The sequence below is a fragment of the Mesorhizobium temperatum genome (assembly GCF_002284575.1).
In the GTDB taxonomy this organism is placed as follows: Bacteria; Pseudomonadota; Alphaproteobacteria; order Rhizobiales; family Rhizobiaceae; genus Mesorhizobium; species Mesorhizobium temperatum.
The window spans coordinates 158,858-172,467 of record NZ_NPKJ01000019.1; the positions used below are offsets into that span (position 1 = coordinate 158,858).

Annotated in this window: 15 protein-coding genes; 3 read left to right on the forward strand and 12 right to left on the reverse strand. The window is 63.7% G+C overall.

What is annotated here, in order from left to right; genetic code table 11:
* Positions 1–84: 84 nt before the first annotated feature.
* Together CIT26_RS04730 and CIT26_RS04735 are read right to left on the reverse strand one after the other, a co-directional pair.
* A complete protein-coding gene (locus tag CIT26_RS04730) occupies positions 85–735 on the reverse strand; it encodes a helix-turn-helix transcriptional regulator (RefSeq protein WP_095491483.1) in 651 nt (216 codons plus the stop codon).
* A gap of 8 nt (positions 736–743) precedes the next feature.
* A complete protein-coding gene (locus tag CIT26_RS04735) occupies positions 744–1,616 on the reverse strand; it encodes a S1C family serine protease (RefSeq protein ID WP_095491484.1) in 873 nt (290 codons plus the stop codon).
* 174 nt (positions 1,617–1,790) lie between these two features.
* Here CIT26_RS04735 and CIT26_RS04740 point away from each other — a divergent pair, with 174 nt between their 5' ends.
* On the forward strand, positions 1,791–2,738 hold the full coding sequence (locus CIT26_RS04740; RefSeq protein WP_095491485.1) for a S1C family serine protease: 948 nt from the start codon (positions 1,791–1,793) through the stop codon (positions 2,736–2,738).
* Between the two features lie 106 nt (positions 2,739–2,844).
* Here the strand turns inward: CIT26_RS04740 and CIT26_RS04745 are convergent, their stop codons facing one another.
* Both CIT26_RS04745 and CIT26_RS04750 read right to left on the reverse strand, forming a co-directional pair.
* Positions 2,845–3,756: an arginase family protein gene (locus tag CIT26_RS04745; RefSeq protein ID WP_206072720.1), complete on the reverse strand. Its 912-nt coding sequence runs from the start codon at positions 3,754–3,756 to the stop codon at positions 2,845–2,847.
* 122 nt (positions 3,757–3,878) lie between these two features.
* Positions 3,879–4,292, reverse strand: a complete 414-nt coding sequence (locus CIT26_RS04750; RefSeq protein ID WP_095491486.1) for a VOC family protein — start codon at positions 4,290–4,292, stop codon at positions 3,879–3,881.
* Between the two features lie 66 nt (positions 4,293–4,358).
* Between CIT26_RS04750 and CIT26_RS04755 the strand changes: the two genes are divergently transcribed.
* The gene (locus tag CIT26_RS04755; RefSeq protein WP_095491487.1) at positions 4,359–4,985 is read left to right on the forward strand and encodes a TetR/AcrR family transcriptional regulator; all 627 of its coding nucleotides are present in this window, start codon (positions 4,359–4,361) and stop codon (positions 4,983–4,985) included.
* On the opposite strand, the gene CIT26_RS04760 is transcribed toward CIT26_RS04755, so the two are convergent.
* Positions 4,918–5,874, reverse strand: coding sequence for a LysR family transcriptional regulator (locus tag CIT26_RS04760; RefSeq protein ID WP_095491651.1), 957 nt, complete (start codon positions 5,872–5,874; stop codon positions 4,918–4,920). The genes CIT26_RS04755 and CIT26_RS04760 overlap by 68 nt on opposite strands.
* A gap of 108 nt (positions 5,875–5,982) precedes the next feature.
* Between CIT26_RS04760 and CIT26_RS04765 the strand changes: the two genes are divergently transcribed.
* Complete coding sequence (locus CIT26_RS04765) at positions 5,983–6,618, forward strand: FMN-dependent NADH-azoreductase (RefSeq protein ID WP_095491488.1); 636 nt, start codon at positions 5,983–5,985, stop codon at positions 6,616–6,618.
* Positions 6,619–6,767: 149 nt separating this feature from the next.
* Here the strand turns inward: CIT26_RS04765 and CIT26_RS04770 are convergent, their stop codons facing one another.
* The 7 genes from CIT26_RS04770 to dnaG form a co-directional block, all read right to left on the reverse strand.
* The gene (locus CIT26_RS04770; RefSeq protein WP_095491489.1) at positions 6,768–7,061 is read right to left on the reverse strand and encodes an HlyU family transcriptional regulator; all 294 of its coding nucleotides are present in this window, start codon (positions 7,059–7,061) and stop codon (positions 6,768–6,770) included.
* Between the two features lie 108 nt (positions 7,062–7,169).
* Entirely contained in the window at positions 7,170–7,841 is a 672-nt protein-coding gene (locus CIT26_RS04775) for a PadR family transcriptional regulator (protein ID WP_095491490.1), read from the reverse strand.
* 137 nt (positions 7,842–7,978) lie between these two features.
* The gene (locus CIT26_RS04780) at positions 7,979–8,359 is read right to left on the reverse strand and encodes a thiol-disulfide oxidoreductase DCC family protein (RefSeq protein ID WP_095491491.1); all 381 of its coding nucleotides are present in this window, start codon (positions 8,357–8,359) and stop codon (positions 7,979–7,981) included.
* 126 nt (positions 8,360–8,485) lie between these two features.
* Positions 8,486–8,611, reverse strand: coding sequence for a hypothetical protein (locus tag CIT26_RS38195; RefSeq protein WP_280951090.1), 126 nt, complete (start codon positions 8,609–8,611; stop codon positions 8,486–8,488).
* An 88-nt stretch (positions 8,612–8,699) separates the two neighbouring features.
* Positions 8,700–8,993: a GYD domain-containing protein gene (locus tag CIT26_RS04785; protein ID WP_095491492.1), complete on the reverse strand. Its 294-nt coding sequence runs from the start codon at positions 8,991–8,993 to the stop codon at positions 8,700–8,702.
* Between the two features lie 205 nt (positions 8,994–9,198).
* A complete protein-coding gene (gene rpoD, locus CIT26_RS04790; protein WP_095488943.1) occupies positions 9,199–11,220 on the reverse strand; it encodes an RNA polymerase sigma factor RpoD in 2,022 nt (673 codons plus the stop codon).
* Positions 11,221–11,591: 371 nt separating this feature from the next.
* Positions 11,592–13,583, reverse strand: coding sequence for a DNA primase (gene dnaG / locus CIT26_RS04795; RefSeq protein WP_095491493.1), 1,992 nt, complete (start codon positions 13,581–13,583; stop codon positions 11,592–11,594).
* Positions 13,584–13,610: the final 27 nt, after the last annotated feature.

Here is a 13,610-nt window from a genome sequence, read left to right on the forward strand (position 1 = left end):
TACAGGCGTGATCCTTGCGCGGCGGTTGCGTGCCGCGCAAGGCCCAACACGCTGGATGTTGATTACGCTGCGTAGGCTCGGAGGTTAGACGAGCACCAGGCCTTGCCGCATGGCGATGGCGATCGCGTCGGTGCGGTTGGCCGCACCTAGCTTGATCAGGATCGCCGCGACGTGGAACTTCGCCGTGTGCACAGAAATGTTCAAGCGCCGCGCGATCACCTTGTTGGGCGCACCCTCGGCCAACAGCGCCAGCACTTCGCTCTCGCGCGGCGAAAGCGCCGGCCGCTCGGCCCTATCGTCAACCGGCTCCTCGTCGGAGAGGTCGTCGTCATGGAAGGCGAAATCGTCATGCCGATCGGACAGGGGGCGGCCCTCGCCCGAGATCCGATAGCCAGCCGCCGCCAGCCGCGCGGCGGCAGCGATCAGCAGATCGTCCGCTGCCGCCGGCAGCACGGCAAACACGATATCGGCCGGCCACTGCCGCCTCGCTCGTTGAGACAAGAGCACCTGGGGTATCGCTGGATCGGTAGCCCCGCCCTCGATGCCCCCTCTTTCCAGGCTATTCTCATCGACAACCGCGACATCCGCTCTGTCGCCGCTATCGCTGTTGCCGGCCACAATCGGCAGCAGATCGTCAGTCGCGGCAAGGGCCGTTGACAGGTGTTCGGCACGCACGGCGTCATCGAGCGCGATCAGTACCGTCAGCCGCCGCCTCGTGATCCCGTGACTTGCCATCGATCTTCTCAGTTCAGCGGCTTTTCGCCGATGGTCAGCACGACATCGCGCTGCTCGCCGCCGCGCACCACGCCGAGCGTCACCGACGCGCCGGCGCTGTCCGGCCCGAGCCTGCGGATCAGCTCGCGCGGACCATGCACGGCCTCGCCGTTCCACGACACGATGATGTCGCCAAGATGCAGGCCGGCCGCCTTCGCCGGGCCATTGTCGTCGAGGCTCATCACCATCGCGCCATGCGTGTCGCCATTGCGGATCGGGTGCAGGCCGGCGCCGAGATAGCCGCGCGCGACATGGCCCTTCTCGCGTAGCGTCGCCACCGCCCGTTCGATCGTCTCGTAAGGCATGACCAGCGCCCGCCGGCGCGGCCCGAACAGCAGCATGCCGATCAGTGCGCCCTTGGCGTCGAGCACAGGGCCGCCCTCGAAACGGCCGCCGGCATTGACGGCCAGATTGATGCGCCGGTCGATCGTGCCGCCGCGCATCGAGCGCCAGGTCGGACCGACCTCACCGACCGTGCCGAATGCGGCGAGCCCCGCACCGTCACTATTGCCGACGGCGATGGCCAGATGGCCCGGCCGCACCGTGCCTGCCTTGGCCAGTGGCGGCACGTCCGGCACGCCGGTCGGCTTCAGAAGGGCCGTCCCAGTGGATGGATCGCGGCCGACCAGCTCAGCCTTCAGCCTGTCGCCCGAAGAAAGCGTCAGCTCGATCTCCTCGCCGGCCTCCACCGCCTCCTCGGCAGCGATGAAATAGCCGTCGCGCCAATGGAAGGCGGTCGCGGTGCGATGCTGATGCGCGGCGAAGCTCGCGGTCGCCGGCGCCGCTGCGGCGGCGATATCGGCGATGGCGTCGGAAAATGCGCTCAGATTGAAGTCGCTCATCTTGGATCTCCTGGGTTTTTTCATACCCTAGATATCGCTCGGCATCGCGTTGGCGGGTACTCGCCTGACGGCTAGTTGGGCGTTGGACTGGCCATCTGGTCAGGTCGCGACCGATCCGGCCGCTCCGCACATATAGGCATCCTTCATCTTGCTCTAAAGACACGGAGCCCTGCCATGTCCCTCCCCGCCCAGCAATTGCAGTTCGACGATGCGCTGCTCGATGATTATTCGGCAACGGTCGCCGATGCCGTGGACCGCATCGGTCCCGCCGTCTGCCGCATCGAGCGCATCGGTGGAGCCGGCGGCCAAGGCTCAGGCTTCGTCATCACGCCGGACGGGCTGGTCGTCACCAATTTCCACGTCGTCGGCGATGCCCGCACCGTCCGCGTCACCATGCCGGACGGCATCTCCAGAGAAGGCCGTGTTCTCGGTCGCGACCCCGACACCGACATCGCGCTGGTGCGTGCCGACGGCAGCTTTGCCGATATCGCGCCGCTCGGCGATTCCAAGCGCCTGCGGCGCGGCCAGATCGCCATTGCCATCGGCAACCCGCTCGGCTTCGAATGGACCGTCACATCAGGTGTCGTCTCGGCGCTCGGCCGCTCGATGCGTGCCTCCACCGGCCGGCTGATCGACGATGTCATCCAGACCGACGCAGCGCTCAACCCCGGCAATTCCGGCGGACCGCTGGTGTCGTCGGCGGCCGAGGTCATCGGCGTCAACACCGCCATGATCCACGGCGCGCAAGGCATCGCCTTCGCGGTTGCCTCCAACACCGCCAACTTCGTCATTTCGGAAATCATCCGCTTCGGCCGCGTCCGCCGCGCCTTCATCGGCGTCTCGGCCGACACGGCAAACCTGCCGCGCCGCGCCGCCCTTCTGTCGCAGGTGTCGAGCAGCACGGCGGTGCGCCTGCGCAGCGTCGAGGCGAACAGCCCGGCGGCCAAGGCCGGGCTCAGGGAAGGCGACATCATCGCCGCCATCGACGGACGCCCGGTCACCGGCGTCGACGATCTGGTGCGCCTGCTCGACGCCGAGCGCATCGGCCGCGAGACGCTGTGCACGGTCGTGCGCCGCTCCGGCATTACTCAGGTCACGGTGATGCCGGTGGCGCGGACCTAATAACTATCGCATCGGCCCGCAAAATCGGAATCGATTTTCGGAAGCACGATGCGCAGATTCAAAGTGTTAGAGCGTACTTTGTGCGTCCAAGTGGACGCACGTCGCTCTAACGCGGCGCATAGATCCGGCCAAGCAGCGAAACCAGCAGCACTGCCAGCTCGCCGGTCGGATCGAGATCCGGATCGAAAATGGTCATGTCCATTCCGATGCAGCGCGGATCTGCCACCAGCGCCGCGAGGATGGCGACGAGATCCTCGGGATCGATGCCGGGACTGCCTGGTGAATCCACCGCCGGCATCACCGTCTGATCGAGCGCATCGACGTCGAAATGCACCCAATAGGGCCAGCCGGTTCGCGCCAGCGTGGTCCAGGTCTTTTCCAGGACCTTTGCCGCGCCAAGCTCTCGCACGGCAAAGACATCGATCAGCGTCATCGCGGTCGAATTGATGTCCGGCCAGGCAAAGTCGGGGTCGCGGTTCTCGCGTTCGCCGATCTGAATCACCTGTTCGTCCGCAACAAGAGGGCTTGCGATGTCGGGCCAGTCGGTCAGCAACGGCTCGCCACGTCCGGTGGCGAGCGCAAGGTCCATGCCGGCGGCCGAGCCGAGCGAAGCGTTGATGTCGTAATTGCCCGGATGGTGGAAATCGCTGTGACCGTCGACATGGACCAATGCCACCGGACCGGATCGCCGTGCAGCAGCCAGTGCGCCAAGCAGGACCGCGCAGTCGCCGCCGACGACCAGCGGGAACTCGCCTCGTCCCATCGCGCCGGCAACAACTTCGGCGAGTTCGAGATTGAAGCTGCGGATCGCGTTGCCGTTGCGCAGCCGGGTGCCAGGCTGCGGCTCCGTGCTATAGGCGGGCCGATCAAGATCAACCACTTTGAGGGGCGAAAGCGTCTCGATCAAGCCGGCTTCGGTCAATGCCTGCGGCGCACGCCACGTCCCCGGTGTATGACCTGGCCTCAGTGGGCGGAGGCCAAGGTTTGAGGGTGCGCGGACAAGGCAGATTTCACGCATGGAGTGGGCCCAGGGTTGCCAGGCTCACCATAGACCGCGAATGCCCGCCCGGTCACGCGGCCCGAGCCGTCCCCTCACCTCTGCCGACAGTTCCTGCCAGGGGCCGTCGTTCAGGCTCCCCGTCACCCTTCAACAAACTGCGCCAGGAACTCCGCGCTCGGCGGGATCGGCTTGATCACGTCGATCAGCACGCCATTGGGGTCTTTGGTGATGAAATGACGCTGGCCGAAGGGTTCGTCGCGCAAGGAACGCAGGATCGGCAGGCCGGCGGCCAGGATCCGTTCGTAGACCGCGTCCGGATCCTTGACCTCGAAATTGATCAACAGCCCCGACGTTCGGCCACGCCCCTCCTCAGGTATCGTCTCGTGGTCGCCTTGGACGATGCCGAGATTGACCCGGCGATCCTCGGCGGATTGCAGATGCACGTACCAGTCGCTCGCAAACAGCGGCTTGAAGCTGAAGTGCTTGATATAGAAGGCCTTCGTGCCGGCAACGTCGCCCGTCATCAGCACCGGATAATAGCTCGTCGTCCTCATCTTTCCTTCTCCTGTCGAATAACATACAGTCTGCATGTAGATTTAATTAACATACAGGCTGCATGTATGCAACAGGAATCCACGCGCCGTTCCAACCGCGGTCGCACCGAAGCGACGCGCGCCGACCTGATCGCCGCGGCGCGAAAACTGTTCACCGAAAAATCCTATACGGAGACCGGCACGCCCGAGATCGTGGCTGCAGCCGGCGTCACGCGCGGCGCGCTCTATCATCACTTCGCCGACAAGCAGGCGCTGTTTGCCGCGGTCGTCGAGCAGGAGGCGGCGGCTGTGGCGGAAGAGATCGAGCGCGCCTCGCCGCCGTCGCTGTTTGCCCGCGACGCGCTGATCGCCGGTTCCGATGCCTATCTTGCCGCCATGCGCGCACCTGGCCGCACCCGGCTGCTGCTGCTCGACGGACCGGCCGTGCTGGGTCGCTCCGCCATGGACGAGATCGACAACCGCCACGGCAACCGCTCGTTGCGCGAAGGCCTGGTTGCAGCGATGCGCTCGCAGGCCATGATGAGATTGCCGGTGGAAGCGCTGACCGCGCTGCTCGCCGCCGCCTTCGACCGTGCTGCTCTTGCCGTCGAGGCTGGCGCTTCAGCCGAGGACTATCGCGCCGTTCTCATGGCGCTGATCGACGGACTGTCTCCGGCTCCTCCTCAGGCACCTCACCCGGCTCGAACTCGTTGAAGCAGCCGAGTTGGCGTTTGAATTGATTGATTAGCCAGGCTGCCGCGGGTTTCGGGCTGCGGTCGGTGCGATGTATGGCATAGAGCGGCGAGCGCACCTCGCTGTAGGGCTCGAGGTCGAGTTCGACCAGATGGCCGCTCGCCAGATCGTCGGCGATCAGCCAGCGCGGCAGCCCGCCCCAGCCCAGTCCTTCGCGCATCAGCGCATGCTTGGTGCGCATATCGGTCAGCCGCCAGGTGCGGTAGGCGAAGACGCCGTAGTCGCGCCCGCGCGTTCGCTCCGAAAGGTCGCTGACGACAAGCTGGATATGTTCGCGCACCTCCTCGAGCGGCACCGGTCTTGGAAGCAGCGCCAAGGGGTGGCTGGGCGCAGCAGCGGGCACCAACGTCATGAAGCCGATCCGCAACAGGTTGACGTCGGCTTCGCCCAGAATGCCGCCGACGCCGATATCGGCCTGTCCGCCGACGACATGGTCAAGGATCAGGCCGAGCGAACCGATATGCAGGCGCAGCGTCACCGTTGGAAACTGTGCCTCGAACGCCTTTAGAACCCGAACCAGTACAGGCGAAGGCAGTGTCACGTCGACCGACATGCTGACTTCAGCTTCCAGCCCTTGCTTGTGGCCATCGACGCGTGAGCGGATGCGCTGCAGCACGCCGACCATGCGCCGCGCATCTTCCAGCGTCGCCCGGCCCACGTCAGTCAGCTGCGGCTCGCGCGTTCCTTCGCGCTCGAACAGTTTCAGCCCGAGCTGCGCCTCTAGATTGGCGATGGCATAGCTGATGACCGATTGCGCACGATTGAGCTTACGTCCGGCGGCCGAAAAGCTGCCGGTGTCGGCGACGGTGACAAGTATCTGAAGCTGATCGAGCGTCGGGTTTGGCTGCATCGTTCCATCCAATGTTTAGATGGAACATATATAAAATATACCAGTTTTTCAAATGGGTCGAGGGCCCATATCTGGCGGGACAAATCATTCCAACCCTGGAGACCCGCCATGTCCATCCTTCTTGTCACATCCAGCCCGCGCGGCGCTGCCTCGCATTCGACCCGCATCGCCACTGAACTTGCAGAAAAGCTCCTCGCCGCCGATCCTTCGGCCAAGTTGGTCGCACGCGATCTCGTGGCAAACCCGCTGCCGCACATCGATCCGGACTATTCGGCTGGCATCTATACGCCCGTCGAAGCCCGTACCCAGCGCCAGGCCGAGGTCGTTGGCGTCTCCGACGGCGTGTTGGATGAACTGTTTGCGGCCGACACCATCATCCTCGCCACCGGCTTCATCAATTTCGGCATCTCGTCGACCCTGAAATCCTGGGTCGATCATGTCGCCCGCACCGGCAAGACTTTTGCCTATGGCGAGAACGGCCCGAAGGGCCTCGTCACCGGCAAGAAGGTCTACATCGTCCTTGCCTCGGGCGGCATCTATTCGGAAGGCGCTGCCGTGCAGATGGATCACGCCGTCCCTTATCTGCGCAGCGTGCTTGGCTTCATCGGCATGACCGACGTCGAGGTCATCCGCATCGAAGGCGTCGGCATGGGGCCCGAGGCCGTCACCGCCGCTCTGGCCAAGGCATCGGCCAAGGTGGATGCGGTGGTGGCTTCAACCGGGGCAGTTGCCGCTGCCGCGTAGAGCGCGAACAGCTGGTAATCAGAACAAAAAAGGCAGGCGCCGGGCGCCTGCCTTTTTTGCACTTGCCGCCTGATGCCCGACGAGGCGTCGGCGGTTCCTACAGCTTTCTGACGTCGCTCCGATGTCGCGCGACATCGCCGTTCGCCAAGCTAACCGAAGATCTTCTCGCCCTGCTCGTCGACCAGTTGGATACCCTTCTTGATCGAGATGTCGACAGCGTCGTCGAGCCCGGCAAAACGATCGGCGCGGATGAATTTGTGTTCCTTCACCACGCCGTCGATTTCCTTCGAAACCACGCCGCAGGTCTGGTACTGGCCCTCCGCCTTGTAAGGCGTGGCGCTGATCAAAAATCCCTTATGCTCGATCTGCTTTGCCGGTGCAGCACTCTTTGGCTCGCCCGCGTCACCGCCGCCACCGCCGAAAAGACGTTTCAGAAAAGACATGGGGGCGACCTCCAACGGCAATCATCCTGCATCACATAGCGTGGTGCAGGATGATTTCACTAGCGGTCCTTAGGCAAACCGGCAAGGGGCCGTTCCGGGCCGCAGAAGTCAGCCGCGCGACAGCGCTTCGAGGGCTTCGGCCGCCCCTTTCAATATCGCGATCGCCTCGGCCTGTTTTTCAGCGGGCGCGTCGACGATGTCGCCGAGGGCTGCGCGCAGCCGGTGGCGCACGGCGCGGAATTCGTCGCGCTTTTCCGAACCGCCGCGGCCGCGCCGTCCGCCATCCTCGCCGTCGTCGTTCCAGCCGAACCAGTCGCGCGCCTTAGCCATCTTGCGGCCGAAACGCTCGAGATGATCGAGCACGTGGTCGATCATCTCGCGATTGTCATTGAGATGCGCCTGCCCTGCCTCGGTAATCGAAAACACCTTCTTGTTGCCTTCCGCCGACGAGACGGCATAGCCGGCCTCTCCCAGGAAGGTCAGCGTCGGATAGACCACGCCGGGGCTCGGGCTGTAGACGCCGCTGGTGCGTTCCTCCAGCGCCTTGATGATGTCATAGCCGTGGCGCGGCGCCTCGGCCAGCAGCGACAGCGTGATCAGCTTGAGATCGCCGTCGGCCAGCATACGCCCGGCGCGGAACATGTCGCCCGGCCCGCCACGCCCGCCGCCCCTCATGCCGTGGCCGAATGGGCCGAAGCCGCCGCCACGACCGCCGAACTTGCCGGCCATATGCATGAAAACGCGCTCGGCATGCTCGCCGAAATGATGATGTCCGTGCATTGTCTGCTCCTTGAGTTATGTCTTACGATATAGCTCAATTATGCGGGTGAGGCCGTTGAGTCAAGATATATCTTACGATGTATCTGAGAACGGTGCCAACCGGATTGAATTCGTCACCGAGCCTTGGCTAATATCGGTTACCAGCGGCCCTTGCGCCGGTTCCAGGCATAGAGAAGATCGGCGAAGCGATCATAGGCATAGCGCGTCAACGGCAACGCGGCGGGGTTGCCGAACAGCGTTGCAAGCCAGCCCTCGCCCGGCGTTCTCAGCCAGACGGCAATTGCGACATCGGCGCCAACCAGCAGTTTGCCGTCCGCCTCGGTTGCGTGCAGCCGGCGGCGGATGTCCTCCAGCGACACGCCGTATCCGGCCAGTGCCGCCGGCTCGGCATTGATGTCGCGAAACGTGATCCGCCCGGCCTTGATCGCCTCGACCAGCCGCCGCTTTTGCCGGCTGATCCCGGCATCGCAAACCGGACAACGGGTGTTGTACCAGACGGTCAGTTGAGGCTTGGGCATGTGTTTCGAGACGCGAGCTGAAGGGCTGCGCTGACTATCCGGGAAATCCCTTCGGCCCGCAATATTTCGGACCAGACTGGCCGCGACGCGGCATCGTGCCGATTAATTGCGGATATCTCGAAAAAATCAAAATTCGTAGCCGAAGCGCTCGAAATCCCTGGAATAGAGCCGTCGCACGATGCTTTTCGCCTCGCCACCGTAGACGGCGCGATAGTCGTAGGGTGCATTGACGTTTGCCCGTGGAAGCTTCACCTCGCAGCGGATCGGGCGCCGTCAAGCGGCGCCTGACCGTCGATATCCGGGCTCGGCAGCTTGCGCGGATCTGTAGCCGCGCAACGCCTCAGCCGAGCGAGGCGATGATCTCGCGATAGGCCAATTCCGGGAAAGCCTTGAGCGTCCGCGTCCTCACGTTACCGCCTGACGCCAGCATCAGCGAGAAACGAGCGAGCACCGCATCGTCAGGCGCTTCGACGATCGCCACCATATCGCATTCGCCCATGGTGAGATAAAACGCCTTGAACGAGCCGCCCATGTCTCCCAGCAGCTTCTTGGCGGCATCGAGCCGCTTCGGCGACTCGCGCACATTTTTAGCGCCCTGCTCCGTCCAGTTGATCAGCACGATATAGTTTGTCATGCACACCTCCCTCCGGAGCCTCGGAGCACGGCGTCACTGCCGGGGCGGGCATCCGGGTTTGTCGCCCAAAAAATGCATCCGACATGAGATTATCCTCCCACAGCAGGTGTGCTGCAACAACAACCGCACCGTCTGGCGGGACAATCGCTTTGCCACGAAAAAGGGCGCCGCAGCGCCCTTTGAATTGCTTATCAGTCACCCGGCATCAGCTATCGAGGAAGCTCCGCAGCTTGCGCGAGCGGCTCGGGTGCTTGAGTTTGCGCAGCGCCTTGGCTTCGATCTGGCGGATGCGCTCGCGGGTGACCGAGAACTGCTGGCCGACCTCCTCCAGCGTGTGGTCGGTGTTCATGCCGATGCCGAAGCGCATTCTGAGCACGCGCTCTTCTCGCGGGGTAAGCGAAGCAAGCACCCGCGTCGTCGTCTCGCGCAGATTGGCCTGGATCGCCGCGTCGATCGGCAGGATCGCCATCTTGTCCTCGATGAAATCGCCGAGATGCGAATCCTCCTCGTCGCCGACCGGCGTTTCGAGCGAAATCGGCTCCTTGGCGATCTTCAGCACCTTGCGCACTTTTTCCAGCGGCATGGCGAGCTTTTCCGCCAGTTCCTCCGGCGTCGGCTCGCGGCCGATCTCGTGCAGCATCTGGCGCGAGGTGCGCACGATCTTGTTGATCGTCTCGATCATGTGCACCGGAATGCGGATGGTGCGCGCCTGGTCGGCGATCGAGCGGGTGATCGCTTGCCGGATCCACCATGTCGCATAGGTCGAGAACTTATAGCCGCGGCGGTATTCGAATTTGTCGACCGCCTTCATCAGGCCGATATTGCCTTCCTGGATCAGATCGAGGAACTGCAGGCCGCGATTGGTGTATTTCTTGGCGATGGAAATGACGAGGCGCAGATTGGCCTCCACCATTTCCTTCTTGGCGATCGCGGCTTCGCGCTCGCCCTTCTGCACCTGGTTGACGATCTTGCGGAATTCGAGGATCGAGATCGCCGTTTCGGTGGCGAGGTTCTGGATCTCGGCGCGCAGGTCGCGTATCGCGTCCTTCTCGTTCTTGGTGAATTCCTTCCAGCCGCGCGAGGTCAGATTGCCGATCGAGCGCGTCCAGTTGGGATCGAGTTCCGAGCCCTGGTATTCCTTCAGGAATTCTTCGCGGCGCACGCCATAGCTTTCGGCCAGCCGCAACAGCTTGCCTTCGTTCTGCACCAGGCGCTTGTTGATATCGTAGAGCTGCTCGACCAATGCCTCGATGCGCGCTGTGTTCAAGGACAGCGACTTCACCGCCTTGATCAGCTGGTCCTTCAGCTCCTTCAGCCGGCGGTCCTGGCTGGGCGACAGCGTGCCGGCGGCAGCCAGCCGGTTCTCGACCTGCTGGTCCTGCAGCTTGCGCAATTTCTTATAGGTGTCGGCGATGACGTCGAGCGTCTCCATCACCTGCGGGCGCAGCTCCGCTTCCATCGCCGCCAGCGACAGGCTCGCTTCGTCCTCGTCTTCCTCGTCGTCATCAGTCAGACCGCGCGTGTCGGCGCCGACATTGGTGATGTCGTCCTCGTCCTCGCGCGAACGGCGCGGCTTTTCCTCGGTCTTGGCTTCCTCGATCCGCTCGACCACCGGCGCCTGCTTGGCCTCCGGTCCGGCATAGGTCGCTTCGAGGTCGATGATCTCGCGCAACAGGATCTTCGATTCGTTGAGCTCGTCACGCCAGATGATGATGGCCTGGAAGGTCAGTGGGCTTTCGCACAGGCCCGCGATCATCGTCTCGCGGCCGGCCTCGATGCGCTTGGCAATCGCGATTTCGCCTTCGCGCGACAGAAGCTCGACCGAGCCCATTTCGCGCAGATACATGCGAACCGGATCGTCGGTGCGATCGGTCGGCTCTTTCTTGGTGGTCGTCGCGGCAACGGCGGTACCGGTCTGCTCGGCCAGTTCGTTGGCGTCTTCCTCGGCGTCGGCAGCCGCGTCGGCGGCTTCGGGCTCCTCGCCCTGCTCGTCGTCCTCGACCACGTTGATGCCCATGTCGGAGAGCATGGCCATCGTGTCCTCGATCTGCTCGGAGGTCACTTCCTCCGAGGGCAGCACCGAATTCAGTTCGTCCATGGTGACATAGCCGCGCTTCTTGGCGGCCTTGATCATCTTCTTGACAGCATCGTCGGAAAGGTCGAGCAGAGGGCCGTCGGTGGCGCCTTCACGTTCGGTCTCGACCTCTTCCTTTTCTTTTGTCGCCATTCTTTATTTTCTCCAAGCGGCCAAGTATCAAGCCGCGTAAGCTGCCGTGCCGGTTAAATCAGATGCGCTCGCTCTAGAACGCGCTTCCCCGGGCCAGTAACTGCATCTCTCGTTAAGTCCAGATTAACCCTGGTATCTGTGGCAGGCTGACTGCCTGTCCAGTGACCGGTACCTCACATCGCTGCATTTCCCGTCGACGCCGGTACGGGTTAACGTTTCGAATCGTCCTGATTCCGTCATTCTGCCAGAAGGTCAAGCGCCTCTCGCATGATTCGCATGAAAAAAGCGAATCAATTACCCGACTTAAAGCGCCGCGGCTGATTCGACGCGCAAGCACGGTTCTGCACTTTCACTCTTTCGTAAGCTTCGACCTACACCCGCCCGGCCCTGCCCGAAGACACGCCGAACCCTTCGATCAGCGCTTCCGTTGCCTGCACATCACGAAATTGCGCCTGGATCTCGACGAGATGCCGGTAGTTTTCGTCCGTGGGATCGCTGGCGAGCGCCGCTTCCGCCTGTTTCAGCTCCTTATGTAAGGTGCGCGCGCTGCGCTGCAAGTGGAGCGCCTGGCTGAAGGCGTCGCGGGCATCGTCAAGCCCGGCTGTTTCCAGCGCCGGCCATTGCCGCGCCCGTTTGATCAGCGCCACCACGCGCGCCCAGATCTCGCCGCAGCCGGCCCGTTCGATCGTCGCGATCACCGCGTTGCGGTCGTTGGCCATGTCATGCGCCATCGCATCGAGAATGGCCGCATGCAATCGCTTCAGATCGGTGTTGGCGAGGTCGAGGAACTCGACATGTGCGAAATTCTCGTCAATCAGCGCCGGATGATTGACAAGAGCTGCGATGATCGTCGCCTCGCGCACCGACATCCCCTCGCTGCCGCGCTTGACAAGCGCCGAGCGGCCAAGGCTTTCGGTGATCGCGGTGCGTCCACCGGCATTGCCGCCGCGTGCGAACTGTCCGCCAGGAGCTGAGCCCTTGCCCTGAAAGCGCCCGCCGGGCCGGCCATCTTGGCGCCCCCCTGGATAGCCTTGGCGCGCGCCGCGCTGGGTGCCGAAAAAGCTTAGCACCCGCTCGCGCATTTCCTGTTGGTAGTGGTAGCGCAAGCTCTCGTCACGGATGCGGCTGGTCAGTTCGCGCAGCGTCTTTTCCAGTTCCGCCCGTCGCTCCGGCGTGTCGAAGATGCCGCCGGCCGTTTCGCGCACCCACAAAAGGTCGGCGAGCGGCCGCGCCTCGGAAAGCACGGCGCGAAACGCGTCCGGCCCTTCGGCCTTGACCAGATCGTCGGGGTCCTTGCCTTCGGGCAGAAGCGCAAAGCGCACCGAGCGGCCTGCCTGGACCGCCGGCAACGCCATGTCGGCGGCGCGCCATGCCGCCTTCAGTCCGGCCTGGTCGCCATCGAAGCACAGCACCGGCTCGCCGGCCATGCGCCACAGGAGTTCGAGCTGGTTTTCGGTCAGCGCGGTGCCGAGCGGCGCCACGGCATTCTCGAACCCGGCCTGCGCCAGCGCGATCACGTCCATATAGCCCTCGACGGCGATGACCGTGCCGCCCTTGGCCAGCGCCCCCTTTGCCAGCGCCCCCTTTCCCAGCGCTTGGCGCGCACGGGCGAAATTGTAGAGCACATTGCCCTTGTGGAAGAGCTCGGTGTCGGGCGAATTCATGTATTTGGCGAGCGCATCGGCGGCCAGCGCCCGCCCGCCAAAGGCGATTATCTTGCCTCTGGAATCCGGGATCGGGAACATGATGCGGTCGCGGAACCAGTCGTAGGAGACCGGGACGTCGTCGCCATGGCGCACCAGCCCGCATGCCTCAATATCGGCCTTGGGCACGCCCTTAGCGGCAAGATGCTCCTTCAGCGCGTTGCGGCTGTCGGGCGCATAGCCGAGCCGGAACGACTGCTGCGTCGCCGGCGTCAGCCCGCGGTCGCGCAGATAGGCGCGGGCTTTTGCACCTTCCGGTCCCTGCAGCCGCTCCTGGAAGAAGGCGGTCGCCATTTCCATGACTTCGGTCAGGCTGGCGCGTTCCTTTTCGCGCCGTTCCTCCTCGGCGTCGCGAACCGGCATCGGCACGCCGGCCATGTCGGCGATCTTCTCGACTGCTTCGGGAAAGCTCATCCCGTCGAGTTCGGTGAGGAATTTGAAGTGGTCGCCCGAAACCGAGCAGCCGAAGCAATGGTAGCGGCCCTTCTTGTCCTCGCAATGGAAGGACGGGCTCTTCTCGCCATGGAAGGGACAGCACGCCCAAAAATCGCCGCGCGGCGCGTTGGTCTTCTTCCTGTCCCACGCCACGCGCTGGCCGATCACCGTTGAAATCGGCACGCGGTCGCGTATCTCGTCGAGGAAGGCAGGTGGAAAGCGCATCGGGAACGGCTCGTTTGTCCTCCATAT